Genomic DNA, 17,527 nt, shown 5'->3' with positions numbered 1-17,527 from the left:
GATAATTGCATTTATATACACAGAAACGCCTCTCGTCTTTGAAAACAGAGTTAGAATAGTATGACAGACAAACGAAGTTATGTTTAAAATGACCTAGTTCTATCCAGTCTGTTTTCTTTAATTCGGCTTGTTTTTATATGGATTTGATTTTTTTCCTCTGTGACAAGTCACATTTGTATGAGCATTGACCCTGTCTAACCCCTCCTTTTTTCTGCAAAATCGTTTGTTTCACCGGTTCTTTAAGAAGAACTCTCCCACCTATCATCGGCTGATTCTACATGTTTTCCACCTTTTTCTATTATTTTACAAAATGTAAGCGCTTTTCTTTTTCATCAGAAATGAGTAAGCCGCCAATATGAAGAAAAGAAGGGACAAGAATCCGAACAAAGCAGCTCTCATTCTCATAACGTAAGAGTGTACAAGAATGGATAGCTAGAATGGAGGGCATCACATGTTTGGATTTTCTATGGTGCAAATGGTCAGGACACATGCTAGTAAACTAGATCAGCCTTTAAGAGAGACCGTCCTTCACCTTTATAAACCTTTTAAATGGACGCCATGCTTTCTTCATCGTTTCTTTGAAGGAAGATTAAAGAAGAGAAAGAAGCTTCGTGTAATTATTGAATTTAAGAAAGACGCGGTCGAAGCAGGGATTCAAAGCACAAAACAGCTCATGAAAAAAAGTAGAAAAACAAATATCAAACGGCACTTTTCACATATCGACTGCTGCGCTGCAGACATAACACCGGCCGCTTTAGAGGAGCTGTTAGCAAATGGTGAGCATATTCGTAAAATTTATTTAGACCGGAAAGTTCATGCACTTCTGGATGTGGCCACACAAGCCAGTCACGCGGATGAAGTCTTCCGCAACGGTACAGCCTTAACAGGGGAAGGCATTACGGTCGCTGTCATTGATACAGGAATTTATCCGCATGAAGATTTAGAAGGAAGGATTCGCGATTTTGTGGACTTAGTCAAGCAAAAAACAAAGCCTTATGATGATAACGGGCATGGTACTCACTGCGCTGGAGATGTAGCTGGAGACGGAGCGGCCTCAGATGGCTTGTACAAAGGACCTGCTCCAAAAGCTCATTTAATTGGCGTAAAAGTGTTAAATAAACAAGGGGCTGGATCGCTTTCTACTATTATAGAAGGGGTTGAATGGTGCATCCAGTTCAATGAAGATCACCCTGATGATCCGATTCATATTATGAGTATGTCACTAGGCGGAGATGCTCAGCGTTATGATGACGAACAGGACGATCCGATGGTGCGTGCTGTCAATGCTGCTTGGGATCAAGGCATTGTAGTATGCGTCGCAGCCGGAAACTCTGGTCCTAACAGTCAAACGATTGCGAGCCCTGCCGTCAGTCAAAAAGTGATTACGGTTGGCGCTTTTGATGACCGGAATACACCAGAATCAAACGATGATATCGTGGCACCATTTTCAAGCAGAGGTCCTACTGTTTATAGTGAGACAAAGCCTGATATCCTTGCACCAGGAGTAAACATCGTCTCTCTCAGATCACCAAGATCCTTTCTAGATAAACTCGACAAATCAAGCAGAGTCGATGATGATTACACGACGTTATCTGGCACATCTATGGCAACACCGATTTGCGCTGGTATTTGTGCTCTTCTATTAGAGCATTCACAAGATTTAACGCCCGATGAGGTCAAAACCCTGTTAAAAGAAAATACAAGCAAGTGGTCTGGGGATGACCCGATGATTTACGGGGCAGGTGCCATTGACGCAGAAAAAGCCATCAAAGAATAAATAAAAAAGCCCTTTACGTTGATTCGTAAAGGGTGTTGTTTTTGTCTGTTATTACGTGTGAAGTCTTTCATCTACTTGATCAGCTGACATGTTATGCTTCGTTCTCATACATCTCATCTCCTTTTTGAATGTGCGTACGCGCTTCGATCACAATCTCAAAAAAAGTGGAGGATTCCTTGTACATGTCGCGTTCCTTATAATAATTAGCCGCATCAAGTGCTAATTCCTCTAAATCAGCAAACATTTTTTTGCTTCGCAGTCCAAATAGTGCCGATCTTAATTGCTCACAGCTGTCTTTTTCTATATAAAGCGCCTGTAAAAATTGAAATTTCAACTGATAAATTTCATCTTCCAATAAACAAGCCTCGTTCATTCCTTTACGTATAGCCTCACCCGCCCGCTCGATATCTCCGAGTTTAAACCAGGTAAGAGCAAGTGAAAATAATGATTTGATCATCGTGGATGCTTGATCTTTTTGATAAAGGGAAATGGCTTGTTCAAAAAAGACTGTCGCTGTATGGTACGTTCCCATACTATAATGACAAGCTCCTAAGTTATTAAGAGCCATCGCTTTAAAATAAGATGTGCACTCTTTCCGCTCCATCGCTTCACAAACCTTTAACGCTTTTTCTAAGTAAGGAAGCGCTTTTTGGTGCTGACTCACATCAATACAATTACCTGCCATGACAAAATCACATTGAATGCTTCTTTTTCCATAAAGCTGATGTTTCTTATAAATGTCTCTCGCCTTTTTAGCATAATGCATGGAGAAATAAGTTTGTTTCATATGATAGTATACTTCAGCGATTTTATAGTAAAATTCCGCTTTTTCAATCTCATCTGTCACTAAGATCAGTTGATGTTCCGCATGCTTGTAATAGGAAATGGCCTCGATGTATCGGCGCTGGATAAACGCATACATTCCATGAAAAAAATGAAAGTAATAGCCAAGTAAGCCTGTCATCTCATCTTCTCCATCTTCCATTTCTTTCGGAAAAGACACGGCTTGAAGTGTTTCACTCCCTGCATGGACTGGCGTTAAATGCTGAAGCATCAGTTGATGGCGAAAATCCATTAGAGAATAATATAGAAGCAAATCTTGATCCTCTTCCATCTCATGAATTTCTTCTTCAACAAGGCGCTTCATATCGTTTGCTTGTTCGACTTCAAATTTGCAAATATGCGTGTACCATTGATTGATCTTTACACCTACTTCGGAAGATGGTATTTTATGTGCCATCCACTTCAGCCCCATTCTATCATATCAAACTGATAACTATTATTTTACATAATTTATGTTTTTAAGGCAAATTGTAATTTATTGCATGATTTATGTTCATTTCGCATATTTCTATCTTTTTTACCAAGTTTAAATGGAGTACTTTTACCCATCAAAACGATTTCACTACGAAGTTGGGTCAAATTCTCTTAATACTTCTTTTAAAGCACGGATATAACGTCTGAATGCTTTTTTCTTTCCTTTTCTCGTATCAAAATGGTCGAAAAAAGATTCTCTCTGCGCCGTACTAATTTCTAGCTGAACGCTTTCACCACTTGCATTTCGATTATTAATATTTTTAGGATCTGTTCCTGAAAGCCGTTCGCCTTCTTGCACCATTTCTGCAGAAAATCCTCGATCTTTTAACTCTCGTACAACTGCTCTTTTCATTTTTTCGTTTGTCCCGCCAACTAGCGTGTGCTTTTTATCACTTTTATAGCCGTGGATGGAAATGGAGAAGGGATACGTTTTAATCATTTGGACCAATATCGGTTCATCAAACTTGGTGCTTGTAATATGCAAATCACGATTGTTGTCTTGTTTCGTTCCTTCAAACAAATACGTCGAGTATCTTTCTTGAAATGCTTCTACAATTTCACTTGTTCCTGGTTCAATTTCCCCTCCATGAGGAGAAAAGACGAGTAAATCACTTCCGCCCTTTTCGTGAAATTCTATTTCATACCCTTTTCTTTCATGCCGAATAAGCTGTTTAAAACTGTCGTATCGATCCCCTTTTTTTCGCTCTTTTTGATACTTTTCTATCTCTTCTTGATGTTGCTTTTGCTCTTTTTTTTCTTGAACAGAATGGCTGCATTTCACCATTAAAAGAGCACATAGGATCAGAAAGATGAATCCACATATCAGTAGCCTTTTCATTTCACCGCTCCTTTTCATTCTCTAAGGTGTCATCTTATCGCATTATTTTACTATCAATGGCTAACAGAATTCAAAGGTTGTCCGGCTCTTTTAAACGAATCAGGAGAACTTACCTGTTTTTTTATGCCTCTCTAGGTATTTCTGACTTCTTTGAATCATTCGCTGCTTGAATAAAAACTGCATCGTATGACCTTATTTTAGCTTTAGTTAAAATCACCTACAAAAATGGACATATTCTTCTGATTTCAAACAAAAAAAGCCGTAAACAAAAGGGATACCCTTCTGTTTACAGCCAATTACTGTATATCCATCATTAAACTCTTAGTTCATTCTCTAAAGCTGAAAGGACTTCATCTTGTGAAAGCCCTTGTGCAAGAGAAATTTCACTCACTAACATGCCTCGAGCATCTTCAAGCATCTTCTTTTCACTTGAATTTAATGCTTTCTTCTGATTTCGTCTCATCAGATCTTTGACAACGTCTGCACCATCTTCGATCGCACCTGTTTTTAGCTTTTTCATATTTTCATCATATCTTTGCTTCCAAGTAAGCGTGTCGTCGTTTGTTTCTTCTGCAAAATTGTTCATCACAACTTTCAGCGTTGCTTGATCTGCTACCTGACGTATACCTAGTTGATTGATTCTGCCTCTTGGGATCATCATCTGCATATTCGGCATTTGAATCAGAAAATATTCTTCCGTCTTACCTAAAATCTCTTTTTCTTCCATTCCTTCAATCACACCGGCACCATGCATAGGATAAACAATTTTATCACCTATTTGAAACAAATCCGCCACCTCCGAAAGTATTCACAATTTGATTATAACACATTTCATCGGCGGATAAAAATTTATATTTTATCATGTTATTTTAGCACTAGTCAATTCTTTTCATTTGAATTTTTCAGAAAAAGCCTTTTTTTACAAAAGATGCGCCACCATCCAGTCCCCTTGTCTTATTCGTGCATATACTAGCATTGAGTCACATTTAGGAGGGATGACAATGTGCAAATGCAAGTGCAAACATTCCCACTCAAACTGTTATAAAAAGCATGACGATCATTGCCATGAGGACCCATGTAAAGAAAAAAAGTTTCATCATAAAAAAGATGATTGGTTTGAGAGCGATTTCTGGGATACTTCTAGAAGCTACGATCCCTATTATTACCCTAAAAGTGTCTGCAGCAGTTGTAAGAAGCGTCGTAGAAGAAGACATGGCTTCTCATATTAGCACCTGACGCTTTCAACTGCTTTTTGTTTTCCCGGCTGAAAAGCCGGTTTTTTTCATATGGATAGGCTCATGAAACGGATCATGCTCATAGGATATGGCAACCTGACATAAAGGATGAGATATCAAATGAACAATATGAATAGCCAAATGAATTATCATCACGAAGGAAATCCGTACCATACGTTTGAGAATGTGTATACAGCCAATCATGAGCATGTGGTCGCGCCAAACATGCATGATCATATGAATATGCCAAACCATTATCATACCGGTAAAAAGGATAAGTACAGCGGACATTATCCGCATCATCATTCAGCCTATCCGCCTTTTCCAAATCAGCATGACCCCTTTTCGCATGTTCCAATGAAGGATCACCATCATCATGGCCACTATGGTGGATATGGAATGATGCCATATCATCCATACGGATATCAAGATATGCATATGATGATGCCGAATCAGCAAATGCCAGGCTTTGGTTACGGAATGAACCAACCAAATGCGCATTTTCCCCGTTATTACTAAACAAAATGACAAAATAAGGGTATAATATACCATTTAATACCATGTAGGGATATGGTAACATTATAGGTAAATAATGGGTGTAATTATCTATTATTTACCTATATTCAACAAGGGGGAAGGAAGAAATGAAAAAAACATGGACGATGATCATGATGGGGATGCTCACATTGGTCATGGCACTCTCGGTACCGATTGCCGCATCCGCTGAAGGAGCCACACAGGAGGGCAAGGCATCAACAAATGCCAGACCAGCTGAACTTTATGCGAAAATTACAGGTACAAGTAAGCAGGAATGGTCTTTTTCTGACATTGAGCTGACATACCGCCCAAATTCTGTATTAAGTCTCGGTGCCATTGAGTTCACATTACCTGCAGGCTTTCAAGCGACAACAAAAGACATCTTCAATGGAAAAGCACTAAAAGACAGCTACATTTTGAACAGTGGAAAAACGGTCCGCATTCCAGCTAGACTCGATTTATTAGGAATTTCACAATTTAAATTACAACTTTCACACAAAGTACTTCCTGCTGCAGGTACATATACGTTCCGTGCAGAAAACCGTGCGCTTAGCATTGGTTCTAAATTTTATGCAGAGGACACCCTCGATATTCAAACACGACCAGTTGTGGTCACACCACCAGATCCGTGTGGTTGCTAAATAAAAAAGCACTCAAATATGAGCGCTTCAGACTGTGACAAAGGGCTTTTTTAGCCCTTTGTTTTTTTTTATTTGATCACATGACCCGTTTAAACATCTTCTCCATTTCATATGTCGAGTGATGAATGATAATCGGCCGGCCGTGCGGACAAGTGAAAGGGTCCTTTGTCTGCCTGAGTTCATCTAATAGGGCTTTGATTTCATCATTTCGCAAATGACGATTTGCTTTGATTGAGCCTTTACAGCTCATCATAATCGCCGCTTCTTCTCTTAATTTTTTGATATCTACACGCTTCTCATCCAGCACTTGCTCAATAATCTCTTCGATCAGTTCAGCCTCTTCTCCTTTTGGAAACCACTGCGGATGCGACCGTACAATGTAGCTTCCTGAACCGAAAGGCTCTAAGAAGACACCCACTTTCGTTAGTATCTCTTTATGCTCTTCAATAATCAGCATATCGTTTTTCGAGTAATGGAATGTTAATGGGACGAGCATTTCTTGCACTTCCTGTTTGATCTCTCCTACCTTCTCACGATAATACTCATACTTGATTCGCTCCTGGGCCGCATGCTGATCAATAATATAAAGCCCACGTTCATTTTGAGCCAAAATATATGTGCCGTGCATTTGTCCGATGGGATACATCACAGGGACGCGTTCGTTTTCTGAAATGGCTTCTGCAGCATCTTCTCTTAGTTCTGACTCTTCATATTCTAGTGAAGCGGCGGATTCCTCTAACTGAACTCGCTCAGATGAGGCTTCTTCATAAAATACTGGTGATGATGGTTCCGTCTTCTCTTGATTAGGCATTCCGTATGCTTCGGTATGGCTTGTCTCATATAAGACCGATTCGAGCGGCTCCGGCTGATAGGATAGCGGCGTTTCCGCCTCGCTTGTGTTTCCTTTTTTCGCATCAAAGGTTAAGGATTGCTGCTCATTTTTGATCGCTGGCATTGGTGCTTTCTTTGGCACCGAAGCACTTGGAATGAGCTGCTGCTTTTGAAATACGTCCTTAATTCCTTGCTTAATTAACTCATGAAGTTCCTGCTCTTTACTAAGTCTCACTTCAAGCTTCGAAGGATGAACGTTCACATCCACTAAAATGGGGTCCATCTTCATCTCTATAAATGTAATCGGGTGGCGGCCAATCGGTAGCAGCGTGTGATACCCTTCATGGACCGCTTTCACGAGCGGAAAATGCTTAACATATCTGCCGTTTACAACAGAAGACATATAATTCCGTGATGCCCTTGTCACTTCTGGCAAGGAGATATATCCTTTCACTTCAAAATCAAGTGATTGCACGTGAAGCGGCACCATTTTTTTCGCAACAGCTGTTCCGTAAATGGCCGCAAGCACATGCCGCACATCCCCGTTTCCATTCGTCTGAAGCAGGACTTTTCCTTGATGACGCAAGCGAATCGATACTTCTGGGTGAGCCAGCGCAATTCGATTGACGACATCTGATATATTGCCAAGCTCCGTATGAACGGTTTTCATGTATTTTAGGCGGGCCGGTGTATTGTAAAATAAGTTGGTAACGACGATCTCGGTACCGCGGCGACTAGAGGTTTTTTTTTCTGAAATGATCTTTCCGCCTTGCAGCACCAGGTGCGTTCCAGCTCCTTCACCAGTACTTGTTTTCATTTCTAGATGAGAGACAGATGCGATACTTGGCAGCGCCTCTCCCCTGAATCCGAGCGTTCTGACACGGAACAGGTCATTTTCATCTTTGATTTTACTCGTTGCATGGCGCTGAAAGGCGAGCTTACAATCTTCAGCATCGATTCCAACACCATTATCAATCATTCTAATAGAGGAAAGACCTGCTTCTTCTACATCGATTTCAATCACTGTACTGCTTGCATCAATTGCATTTTCCATAAGCTCTTTTACGACAGAAGCTGGACGCTCGACTACTTCACCTGCAGCAATTTTATTGGATAGGTCATCGGATAACTGAATAATCTTTGCCATTTTGCTCACCTCACCTTACATTATAATTTCTTTTGCAATTCATATAGCTTAGTCATCGCTTCGAGCGGAGTCATATCCATTAGATTGAATGACTTTAATTCCTCGATCACCGCTTGATCTTTCTGTTTTAGAACTGGTTTGGTTTGCGGTTTTTCTTCTACTTCAAAGAAAGAAAGCTGTTGCTTTTCCTCTGCCTTTTCTGTTTTTGGAGCTGCAGATACGTGCGGGGTCACTTCATGTGATCCGCTCTCAAGCTCCGTCAAAATGGTCTGGGCCCTATCGATGATCGCATCAGGCAATTCAGCAAGCTGCGCTACATGAATACCATAGCTTTTATCAGCTGCACCCTCTTTGATTTGATGTAAGAAAACGACCGTGCCCTCATGCTCTTCAGCACGTACATGGACATTTTTCAGCTCGCTTAATTGAGATTCAAGAACTGTCAGCTCGTGATAATGTGTGGAAAAAAGCGTTTTGGCACCAATATGATCGTGAACAAATTCAATGATCGCCTGCGCAAGAGCCATTCCATCATAGGTGCTTGTCCCGCGTCCAATTTCATCAAATAAAATCAAGCTGTTTTTCGTTGCATGCACCATCGCATTTTTTGCTTCGAGCATCTCTACCATAAAAGTACTCTGACCAGAAATCAAATCATCTGCCGCCCCAATGCGTGTAAAGATTTGGTCAAAGATCGGAAGAGTCGCCTTCGATGCCGGCACAAAGCAGCCAATTTGCGCAAGAATGGAGATAAGCGCCATTTGTCTCATATACGTACTTTTCCCTGACATATTTGGCCCAGTAATGAGTAAGGTTTGCCGGCCATTTCCCATATGGCAGTCATTTGGTACATACTCCTGGTGATCCATCACTTTTTCAACGACTGGGTGACGACCATCTATGACATCTACCTCATCCTCTGAGAATTCTGGACGGATATAACGGCGTTTTTCACTGACAGTCGCAAAGCATTGGAGAGCGTCCAGCTCACTCATTTGTTTTGCGAGCAGCTGTAATCTCGGAATATAGACTTTCACTTGTTCTCTGAGAGCTGCGAATAGTTCATATTCCAGTTCGCTAATATTTGATTCTGCCTCAAGAATCAGCGCTTCTTTTTCTTTCAATTCAGGTGTAATATACCGCTCTGCATTGGCGAGCGTTTGTTTTCTTTCATAACGCCCTTCCTCCAGCAAATGCGTATTCGCTCGTGTCACTTCAATATAATAACCAAATACTTTATTAAACCCGACTTTTAAAGAGCGAATACCTGTATATTCTCTTTCTTGCTGTTCTAGCCGTGCAATCCAGTCCTTCCCATTTCGGCTGGCATCACGGTATTCATCTAATTTTGCATTGTAGCCGTCTTTAATCAAATTGCCTTCTTTTAGCGTCATTGGCGGATTTTCATATAGCGCATCTTCTAATAAATCCAGTAAATCATCACAAGGATCAATATCATTCGCTCTTGATTTCGCCATTTCCTCTGGCAGTGAGTGCACAAGCTCTTTAATGGCTGGTACTTGTTTTAAGGATTCCTTTAACTGAATGAGATCACGGGCATTTACGTTGCCAAATGCGACGCGGCCCGCTAAACGTTCGAGATCATATACTTGCTTTAACCGTTCACGCAGGTCCTCTCGTTCAAAGAGATGGTCCATGAGAATTTGCACCATTTCCTGGCGTTCTTTAATGTGCGAAAGACGAATTAACGGCCGGTCGATCCATTGCTTGAGCAGCCTTCCACCCATCGCTGTTTTTGTTTCATCTAACAGCCATAACAAAGAACCCTTCTTGCTTTTTGAGCGGATCGTCTCTGTTAATTCAAGATTTCGTTTTGAGTAAAGATCAATTTTCATTGTTTGTTCGAGCTCAAACACTTGAACTTGCTGAAGGTGATCGAGGCTTCTTTTTTGCGTTCTTCTTAAATAAGCATATAATGTCAAAAAGGCCGATCTTAGTTGCTCACTCAGGCGGGACACGAGCCGCTCAGCTTCATCGATTAATTCATCACTATCTTCGTATGAAATGGTCGCTTGGCACCGATCCTTTAAGGTCTTGACTGTTTCCTCATCCAGCTGCTTTGACACCACAATTTCTTTTGCACCGACAGAATAAATTTCAGACACGACTTCATCTAATCGATCAATGAAAGCCGCCATGTTTTCACCAGTAGATAAATCGGAAAGTGCAAGTCCATATCCATTTTCAAACTTTGTCACAGAGGCAATGAAGTTGTTTTCATTTTCACTTAAGCTTTACCATCCATCACCGTACCTGGTGTAATGAGTTGAACGACTTCTCTTTTGACTACACCTTTTGCCGTTTTAGGATCTTCCACCTGCTCACAAATCGCGACCTTGTAGCCTTTTGAAATCAATTGTTCTATGTATGCAGAAGCAGAATGATAAGGAACACCGCACATTGGTATGGTCCCGCCATCTCTGCTTGTTAGCGTGATTTCTAATTCTTGTGACGCTTCTTTTGCGTCATCAAAAAACATTTCATAAAAATCGCCTAAGCGAAAAAATAAAAAGGCATCTTGATACTCTGCCTTGATTTTTAAATATTGCTGTATCATGGGCGTATAACTTGCCATATTTCTAATCCCTCACTATATTACATTCGAATTCATACCATCTTTCATTATAGCATAAAAAATCACCTTTTTTCTCCTAGATAGGACACAAAAAAACTAGGGGGATATGCGCCCTAGTCATCAATTACTCTTCTGGATCACCCGCTAGGAATTCTGGATGAATATCCTCTAACTCCTCATCCACCTCTTCTTCCCACTCATGATCATCTTTTTCTTTCCAGCTTGAATTGACCTCTACAACAATTTTTGTTTCTCCTACCACTTCAGCAATGAATTCACGCTCTGCCTGAACGATAATTTTATTGCCGTTTGGAGAAATGGTCACTTCTAGACAATTCGGCTGCTGCAGCACTTTTGCAATCACTTCGTGCTCATCATCAAGGAAATTTTTATCTTTATATCTTAGTTTGATGATGTCTACATATTTCACCCGTTCTGTGACGACTTCTGTTTTTGTGTTATCAGCGTAAGAATACCATACGTTAATATCAAAGGTTCCTTCAATCTCAACAGTTTTACCGACCTTTTCAGCATCATACTTATGATTAATGATCCAACCACCTAGGATGCTGGTTGGTTTTTGCGATGGAGAAATGGTGTGAGTGCTTTGGGTGAATTTCCTCCCTTTTGCAACCACCGCTTTTGTAATAATTTCTCTGTATTCAGACATTCCGGCATGCCTCCTTGTTCTTGATCGTTTTATCTTATGCTGGGCATTCGTCTAGTGTGTCACGATTTTGAACTTCATGTTCAATTAAATTCATTTCTGTTTCAGTGTATGCATGGTCGCCCATAAACTTGCCTTGAAAATTGGAAAAGTTGGAGAGTGAGAGATTTTGGGGTGACGAAACAAGAAGTAGAATGGGAAGTGTGATTTTTGTTCTTTCAAAAAATGATGATAACAAAACAAAAAACCCCGCATTTGCGGGGTTTTCTCATTTAATGGAGCAACTTGGTGATGAGTTTTTCACTTTTGAACCGGTTTCTCCTAATAAGAGGTCACCGCCGGTTGAAAGAATGATTTCATCTGTTACTTGATTAGAAATCGTATGCGCTACGAGCTGAAGCAGGGAATTGACTTCCACTTGTGATTCTTTGAATTCTTGAATCACTGGAATTTCATCCAGTTCTTCTTGCAGGGCATCGATTTTTTCTTCGACTTGCTTTAAGGCTTCATGTTTGCCGTAATGCTTTAAATTCACAGCTTGTTTTTGAAGCGCCTTAATTTGATTAATAATCGTTGAAATTTTTGTATTTTCATTGATTTGCGCTTCTGCTTTTTTGAAGAAATCAACTTCTTCTGTTTCAGAAATCATTTTAGCGAGCTCTCTTGCGCGCTCGACAATCTCTTTTTTTGAATAAAGCGTCATTTTAATTCACCTCGATAGCTTCTCCAACCATTTCTCCGTCAAGAGACCAAGTTTTGGCTTGTGTGATTTTCACTTTGACGATGTTGCCAATAGCTTCTTTTGGTGCTTTAAAATTCACAAGCTTGCTTTTACTTGTATATCCGGCTAGGATTTCAGGGTTGTTTTTACTTTCACCCTCTACTAATACTTCGACAGTCTGCCCTTCATATTCCTTCATTTTTTTCGCAGAAATTTCATTCACGAGGGCATTCAGGCGCTGCAGACGTTCTTTTTTCACATGCATTGGCACGTTGTCTTGCATTTTCGCTGCTGGTGTTCCTTCTCTTGGAGAGTAAATGAACGTATAAGCAGCGTCAAACTCAACCTCGCGATAGAGGGAAAGTGTTTCTTCAAACTGCTCATCTGTCTCATTTGGGAACCCAACAATAATATCCGTTGTTAATGAAGCATTTGGCATCGCTTCTTTGATTTTGCGCACAAGATCAAGGTAACGCTCACGGTCATATTTTCTCGCCATAAGCTTCAAGACAGAAGAACTGCCTGATTGAACTGGCAAATGAATATGATCGAGAAGGTTCCCACCCTTAGCAAGCACTTCAATTAAGTGATCGTCAAAGTCACGCGGGTGGCTTGTTGTAAAACGGATACGCGGAATATCGATTTTACGTAGCTCATCCATCAAGTGTCCAAGACCATATTCCATGTCTTCAAAATCTTTTCCATACGCATTTACGTTTTGACCAAGAAGGGTAATTTCCTTATATCCTTCTGCCGCTAAACGTCTGACCTCTTGAATAATTTCGTCAGGGCGGCGACTTCTTTCCTTACCGCGCGTGTAAGGGACGATACAGTATGTACAGAATTTATCACAACCGTACATAATATTCACCCAGCCCTTAATTTTTCCTTGGCGGGCTCTCGGAAGGTTTTCAATGACATCGCCTTCTTTTGACCAAACCTCAATGACCATTTCTTTTGAAAGATAGCATTCAGATAACAGCTCTGGCAGGCGGTGAATGTTGTGTGTACCGAAAATCAAATCAACAAATGGATGTTTCTTCAAAATACGCTTGACGACAGATTCCTCTTGAGACATACATCCGCAGACACCTAAAATTAAATCTGGCTTTTCACGCTTTAATGCTTTTAAATGACCAAGCTCTCCGAACACTTTGTTTTCCGCATTCTCACGAATTGCACAAGTGTTTAATAAGATGACATTTGCATCTTCCGTTGAGTTTGTCGGTTCATAACCAAGCGCCATAAAAATACCAGCCATCACTTCTGTGTCATGCTCATTCATTTGACAGCCATATGTGCGAATATAAAACTTGCGCCCGTTTCCTAACCCTTGAAAACGCTCGTCAATTTGAAATTGATTGTATTCGACTTCTTCTTTACCCCGTTTTTTTGCATCTTTTAAGGAAGGCGGGATGTACACAGCTTCAAAATACTGGCTATAGTCCTTCTCGGATTTTTTGTCCGATGAACTTACTTGTCCGCTCGCTTTTCTCTGCTCTTCATTCATGAATTTGTACTCCTTTCAAACCAAGCTCCACCCTACAGTATAGACTATTTTGTGATGAATTGAAAATAAATTCATACGTGCCACCACTTTTCAATCCACACGAATTTTGCATGAATATTGAGTAGGTTTCAGATGTAGATCGTCTTTACCTAAAGGGTTTTGTATTTCTTTGACAATCTTCATATGCTGTGTCCCGACACTCTCAACTAAAGTAATCACATATGATTCTTTTTCCTCTTCTGCTACCATTCTTTCTTGTTCAGATAAGAAGAATGGAAAGTCTTGGTGAGTCAGTTTAGATCCTTTTACTTCTATGAGCTTCTCTTTTCCATCGGGGTAATAAGATTTGATATCAAATCCATGACCATCTTCCGTCTCAGCCACCCAATCGACAGCTTCCGCTAATTGTTCCCGACCCACTGCTTTTAATTGCTCTACTTCCTTACGATAAACAAATTTCTCTGCTATTCTACCTGTCTCTTCGTTTTGCTTTGCTCTTTCTTCTCTTAATTGTTTATAAACATCTCTATGAATGATTCTTTTTCGTTTTATACTCTTTTTAATTTTTGTGTCTATAAAAAGATCAGGACTCGAATAAATTTCGAAAATAAAATCGTAAAAGAATTCATTCAAGTTATATATATCCTTTAAAAATCTTTGTTGATTAAATGTATTGATATTATACCTTTTAAAAACCAATGAACCTGCTGCGTACTTTATTGGCCTATCAGATTCTCCTAGGTAAAAATCACCTATTTCAAATCCTTTTAAATTAGGACTACTCTCCAATTGTGGTATTAGTCGTTCTCGCCAAACTTCGGCTTCATATTTAATCTTTTTGAGAGATAAATTTTCAGTACCTAATCCAATCGATAAATAAAAGTCTTTGCCGTTATTAGCGAATAAAATAACTATATATAATCCTTTTTGTGTTGTTGTTTTATTAGTTTTTTGATTCTTTGTTAATAGCTGATCTAGAAATGCTATCCAAATAGATTCTGCAACTTTTCCATTTCCTGTAGATGCTTTAATATCGATCCTATCCAAATTCCTCATATGACGTTTTTCTAATTCATAACGAATGTTGTTTGGGATTTCTTTATTAAACATGTTGTGAAAAGGGTGATTCTTATCTGTTCTCCCTTTGTTCTTATAATCTAAAAATTGCTCATAAAAATTTTCTTTATTAAATAACATTTGTCTCACCACTTACCTCAATAGATCTTTTTACATACATTATACATAACAAACGGTAGATTTGATGAAATATGGAAAGAATAGTGCAAAAAAAAGAGAGCCTGCGCTCTCTCAATCAAGTATGTTCAGTTTTTTTGCTTCTTCTTCGATGATCGTCAGTGCACGGTCAAGCTCTTCTTTTGTGTGCTCTGCTGTGATGATGGCTCTAATTCTCGCTTTTCCTTTTGCTACAGTTGGGAAAGCGATGCCCTGGGCAAACACGCCTCGGTCTATTAAAGCCTTTGAAAAGCGAAACGTAAGAGCTTCGTCTCCAATCATAATTGGAATAATGGGTGTTTCTGTCGGAGCAACTTGAAATCCAAGGCTGACGACTTTTTCTTTGAAATAGGCGGCGTTTTCCCAGAGCGTGCTAATTCGCTCTGGTTCGTCTAACAGCACTTCAATCGCTTCTTCACACGCTCTAGTCACAGCTGGCGGATGTGAGGTGCTGAATAAAAACGGTCTTGCTTTATGCTTTAAATAATCAATCAAAACGGCTGATCCCGCTACATAGCCGCCGAGCACTCCGACAGCCTTACTAAGTGTCCCAACCTGAATATGCACTCTGCCGTCGAGTTTAAAATGGTTGACTGTCCCGCGGCCATTTTCACCAAGCACGCCCGAGGCATGTGCATCGTCTACCATCACAAATGCATCATATGCTTCTGCGAGCCTGACAATCTCAGGAAGTGGCGCAATATCTCCATCCATCGAGAACACACCGTCTGTGACGATGAGACGAACGCGGTAATTCATAGATTTCTTTAAAATTTTCTCAAGCTCTTCCATATTGGAATGACCATATACTTTTTTATCTGCTTTTGTTAACCGAATGCCGTCAATGATTGAGGCATGATTCAGTTCATCTGAAATCACAATATCATCTTTTGTCAGGATACTTGATAAGACCCCTTGATTGGTCGTAAAGCCTGATTGGAATACAAGGGCTGCCTCGGTCTTTTTAAATGCAGCGAGCTTTTTTTCAAGACGTTCGTGCATCGTCATTGTGCCAGCGATCGTTCGTACCGACCCCGTACCAGCACCGAATTCATCAATGGCCTCTTTTGCCGCTTTCATCAGCCTTGGATGTGAGGTGAGGCCTAAGTAGTTATTTGAGGAGAGCTGTATGACAGGTTGTTCATTTAATGTCACAGTGGATGATTGTTTTGAGTCAATCTCTTTCAATGTTTGGTGAGTGCCTTGCTGCTTCATTGTTTCCAGTTCATCTTGTAAATACGTGAATTCTTTCATCCTTTCTTCCCCCTTTGATTTGATGGCATCATCAGTACGACCTTTCCGCACATCCCATTTCTCATGAGTTCAAATCCCTTTTCGAACTGTTCAAATGGTAGTGTATGGGTGACAACTGGCTTGACATCGATGGTATTTGTTCTTAATAACTCAGATACTTGACGCCACGTTTCAAACATTTTTCTCCCCGTGATCCCTTGCACGGTTAATCCCCTAAAAACAATTTGATTCGTAATGTCAATTGTCACTGGTCGTTCTGGCAAGCTTAGTATATTGATTTTCCCTCCATTTGCACAAGCTTCGAGAGCTTGATTAATGGCAACTGGATGTCCTGACATCTCGCATATCACATCTGCCCCCTCCATCCGCGTGAACTGCTTAATCACCTCAACAGGATCATCTTTTCCAATATCCACGATATGGTCTGCTCCCATTTCCCGGGCAAGATTCAGCCTGTATTCGTTTTGATCGACAGCAAACACTTGGACAGCACCGGAAGCTTTCGCGACGGCGATCGCCATTAAACCGATTGGTCCGCAGCCAAAAATCGCCACTGACTTACCTGAAACAGGTGTGTGCAGCACTGTATGAACCGCATTGCCAAGCGGCTCTTGAATAGACGCAAGCTCTACTGGCATTTGAGCTGGATTGTGCCACACATTTTGTTCAGGTACTTTGACATATTCAGCAAAACAGCCGTCAATGTCTACTCCTAAAATTTTCGTTTCATTGCACAAGTGCTGTTGACCTGTTAAACACATAGAGCACTGATTACATACAACATGTGTCTCTGCCGATACAAAATCCCCTACTTTTGCACGTGAGACTTGTTTCCCCGTCTTGACAACTTCCCCTGTAAATTCATGTCCAAAAATGTAGGGCGCTTTAACTCTTCCCTTTGCCCAGTCATCCCAATTGTAAATATGCACGTCTGTTCCGCATATCGAAGTGGCTTTCACCTGAATCAATACTTCATGATCATTGATTTCTGGAATCGGCATCTCCATCAGCACCGCTCCGTAAGCGCTTTCTTTTTTAACAATTGCTTTCATCGTTCCACACATGACGTACAACCCCTTTGTTAAAAAACTTCTCCCAATGAGATTTTAACACGTCTTATTTTCGTCGTAAATACCATTGTCTACTGCAAAAAGACAAATGAACACTCCACATATTTTTTTGGATATTTTTCTAAAAAAAAAGCAAATCCCCATAGAAAAGGA

At 40.4% G+C, this 17,527-nt stretch carries 13 protein-coding genes and 1 pseudogene; 3 read left to right on the top strand and 11 right to left on the bottom strand.

What is annotated here, in order from left to right:
* Positions 1-451 precede the first annotated feature (451 nt).
* Complete coding sequence (locus tag CKW02_RS08515; RefSeq protein ID WP_003212402.1) at positions 452-1,777, top strand: S8 family peptidase; 1,326 nt, start codon at positions 452-454, stop codon at positions 1,775-1,777.
* Between the two features lie 91 nt (positions 1,778-1,868).
* Here the strand turns inward: CKW02_RS08515 and CKW02_RS08510 are convergent, their stop codons facing one another.
* The 3 genes from CKW02_RS08510 to CKW02_RS08500 all read right to left on the bottom strand — a co-directional run bounded on the left by CKW02_RS08510 (position 1,869) and on the right by CKW02_RS08500 (position 4,719).
* Positions 1,869-3,017, bottom strand: coding sequence for a Rap family tetratricopeptide repeat protein (locus CKW02_RS08510; protein ID WP_003211287.1), 1,149 nt, complete (start codon positions 3,015-3,017; stop codon positions 1,869-1,871).
* Positions 3,018-3,182: 165 nt separating this feature from the next.
* A complete protein-coding gene (locus tag CKW02_RS08505; RefSeq protein WP_003211071.1) occupies positions 3,183-3,932 on the bottom strand; it encodes a poly-gamma-glutamate hydrolase family protein in 750 nt (249 codons plus the stop codon).
* Positions 3,933-4,245: 313 nt separating this feature from the next.
* The gene (locus CKW02_RS08500) at positions 4,246-4,719 is read right to left on the bottom strand and encodes a CarD family transcriptional regulator (RefSeq protein WP_044141851.1); all 474 of its coding nucleotides are present in this window, start codon (positions 4,717-4,719) and stop codon (positions 4,246-4,248) included.
* A gap of 568 nt (positions 4,720-5,287) precedes the next feature.
* Between CKW02_RS08500 and CKW02_RS08490 the strand changes: the two genes are divergently transcribed.
* Positions 5,288-5,686, top strand: coding sequence for a hypothetical protein (locus CKW02_RS08490; protein ID WP_003211318.1), 399 nt, complete (start codon positions 5,288-5,290; stop codon positions 5,684-5,686).
* A gap of 125 nt (positions 5,687-5,811) precedes the next feature.
* Complete coding sequence (gene bslA, locus CKW02_RS08485; protein ID WP_003211006.1) at positions 5,812-6,345, top strand: biofilm surface layer hydrophobin BslA; 534 nt, start codon at positions 5,812-5,814, stop codon at positions 6,343-6,345.
* Positions 6,346-6,421: 76 nt separating this feature from the next.
* Here the strand turns inward: bslA and mutL are convergent, their stop codons facing one another.
* The 8 genes and pseudogenes from mutL to tdh all read right to left on the bottom strand — a co-directional run bounded on the left by mutL (position 6,422) and on the right by tdh (position 17,368).
* A complete protein-coding gene (gene mutL, locus CKW02_RS08480; RefSeq protein ID WP_003210950.1) occupies positions 6,422-8,323 on the bottom strand; it encodes a DNA mismatch repair endonuclease MutL in 1,902 nt (633 codons plus the stop codon).
* Positions 8,324-8,343: 20 nt separating this feature from the next.
* Positions 8,344-10,919: pseudogene (gene mutS, locus CKW02_RS08475) on the bottom strand (DNA mismatch repair protein MutS).
* A 124-nt stretch (positions 10,920-11,043) separates the two neighbouring features.
* The gene (gene cotE, locus CKW02_RS08470; RefSeq protein WP_003212450.1) at positions 11,044-11,589 is read right to left on the bottom strand and encodes an outer spore coat protein CotE; all 546 of its coding nucleotides are present in this window, start codon (positions 11,587-11,589) and stop codon (positions 11,044-11,046) included.
* 265 nt (positions 11,590-11,854) lie between these two features.
* Entirely contained in the window at positions 11,855-12,289 is a 435-nt protein-coding gene (gene ricA / locus CKW02_RS08465) for a regulatory iron-sulfur-containing complex subunit RicA (RefSeq protein WP_003211238.1), read from the bottom strand.
* A gap of 1 nt (position 12,290) precedes the next feature.
* Entirely contained in the window at positions 12,291-13,817 is a 1,527-nt protein-coding gene (miaB, locus tag CKW02_RS08460; RefSeq protein WP_003212034.1) for a tRNA (N6-isopentenyl adenosine(37)-C2)-methylthiotransferase MiaB, read from the bottom strand.
* 90 nt (positions 13,818-13,907) lie between these two features.
* On the bottom strand, positions 13,908-15,014 hold the full coding sequence (locus CKW02_RS08455) for an MrcB family domain-containing protein (protein WP_003211508.1): 1,107 nt from the start codon (positions 15,012-15,014) through the stop codon (positions 13,908-13,910).
* A gap of 111 nt (positions 15,015-15,125) precedes the next feature.
* Entirely contained in the window at positions 15,126-16,304 is a 1,179-nt protein-coding gene (locus CKW02_RS08450) for a glycine C-acetyltransferase (RefSeq protein WP_003211273.1), read from the bottom strand.
* Complete coding sequence (gene tdh / locus CKW02_RS08445; RefSeq protein ID WP_003211765.1) at positions 16,301-17,368, bottom strand: L-threonine 3-dehydrogenase; 1,068 nt, start codon at positions 17,366-17,368, stop codon at positions 16,301-16,303. Before tdh ends, CKW02_RS08450 begins: the two co-directional genes overlap by 4 nt.
* Between the last annotated feature and the right edge of the window lie 159 nt (positions 17,369-17,527).

The organism is Bacillus pumilus (genome assembly GCF_900186955.1).
Taxonomy (GTDB): domain Bacteria; phylum Bacillota; class Bacilli; order Bacillales; family Bacillaceae; genus Bacillus; species Bacillus pumilus.
The sequence above is the reverse complement of the archived record's forward strand: the minus strand, read 5'-3'. Positions and strand labels throughout refer to the sequence as shown.